Origin of the sequence: Moorena sp. SIO4A1, assembly GCF_010672065.1 — a bacterium.
Classification (GTDB): Bacteria; Cyanobacteriota; Cyanobacteriia; order Cyanobacteriales; family Coleofasciculaceae; genus Moorena.
Genome location: NZ_JAAHHX010000541.1, coordinates 1 through 1,698, shown reverse-complemented (window position 1 = coordinate 1,698; position 1,698 = coordinate 1). Strand labels below are relative to the sequence as shown.

Here is a 1,698-nt window from a genome sequence, read left to right as displayed (position 1 = left end):
TGAAAATCCCCCACAAAACCGAAATCCATCTAAGTACAGGACAAAAAATGTAAAGATTGCCGAAAGTCGAACTGATGAAGGGATTGAGGATTAAGGATAAGATGACGCAGATGGTCAAAACCTAGACGGAAAAGACTCTTGGCCCTACGTCCGTGATTCTTAATGGGAATAGGTTGAAACTGATGAAGTACGCTTTCCGGTGAGCATCGACCAACACAAAGCTAAGGTTAAAAGAGCAAAAAGTTTTCGCTTTCGTTCTGGCACGGTCATTTGAGTAGATTCGAGACAAAAGCCACGAGTCTTGAAAATGCCAAAAAGAGTCTCAATGCCCCAACGGGAAGCATAATCTTTTACAAGCTCTTCACTCGCATCAGGACTGATGACAACGAGCAACTTGCCATCATCAAGACGTAGAGCTTCCACACTAACGGGGCACCCCCAAACTCGACAGAATCCCTTGAGTCTTTGAGATTGACCCTTCTGTAGATGAGCAAAAACCACTCGAGCAGCCAAGGATACCCCATTGCGTTCAATCCGATCTGTAGCTCGAATCCTCAATCGGAAAGCCATTGATGGTTCTAGTAGCAGGTATCGCACCCAGGCTTGTCCCACGAACTCGCGATCCCCACACACAAAGGAAATCCTAGCATCAGGAAAGATTTGGCAAAATTCCTCAATGAACCTCATCCTCTCGTCACTATTACTGTTCCCTTTCTTATCAAGAATCCACCACAGCACCGGAAATGCCACTCCTTGATGGACTATCCCTAAGGTCAGAATATTGTAGCAATGTTTGCCCAACTCCCAAGTGGTACGGTCATTACTCAATATCCAAGGCTCGGGGATTTGCATCCAACTGACCACGATTTTCCCAATCGCCTTGTAGTCCAAGTCAAACCCACGAAAAAATCGTTGCAGTCGTTTGTAATTTGACTGAGGTCGAACCAATACTCGAAACCCAATGCTAGTTCACGCTCGGTTGACCGTTTTCACTTTCAGCAATGCTAACAAGAACAGAGCAAGAAACGAAACTCTTGCTCCGTGCCATCCCAAATGGGGTTGGAGAGCTTTCTTTAATTCGCGCTTCTTGGTTCATGGGGTTTCTGATGGCTATCCTCAATTCTGATGAAACCCCATCCTGTTCTTCTTTTCAACTTTTTTGTCCTGTACTGAGGAGCAGGATATCCCTTTCAAAGGGGGAGAGAAGGAATTTGTTACAAAGTTGAGCCAGGGCAGAAGTATCGTCAACAATTTCAGTAACGGTTTGTAGATTTTTTTTACCTTCTATGTAGTTTTATAAATAGTTACGAACTCGCTCGATTTCTTGAAACAGAGAACTAATATTAGAGTGATACCAGTTGGTTTGAGAAAGGGGTGCCATGTCGCGCTCCATTAAGACGGTGGGTACGACTGATATTGTTTACTTCAAGGGTACATGGGAAATAGAACTAGCTATGCGCACTACTCATACCTATAAACCGAAATATTCTCACTCTACTTCTAGGACAAGTGCTCAAAAAAAGAAAGACTCCAGAGTGATGGGTTCTAGAAGAAGATTGGATGCAGAGGACAGGGATTGGAACGCCGAAGAGGCGGTTGGGGAATGGGGAAGTAGAATGGCTAATGTGATGCACTCCCTTGAAACGGGACAATACGTGCCCGACACGGGATGGTATGAAATGGGGCTGCAAGCAAAGC

Annotated in this window: 1 protein-coding gene and 1 pseudogene; one reads left to right on the top strand and one right to left on the bottom strand. The window is 44.9% G+C overall.

All coding sequences use genetic code 11. From position 1 onward, the window contains the following. Positions 1 to 29: 29 nt before the first annotated feature. Positions 30 to 1,053: pseudogene (locus tag F6K53_RS40385) on the bottom strand (IS4 family transposase). Between the two features lie 326 nt (positions 1,054 to 1,379). Between F6K53_RS40385 and F6K53_RS40380 the strand changes: the two are divergent. After that, on the top strand, positions 1,380 to 1,698 hold a 319-nt coding region (locus F6K53_RS40380), incomplete at its 3' end, for a hypothetical protein (RefSeq protein WP_293085762.1).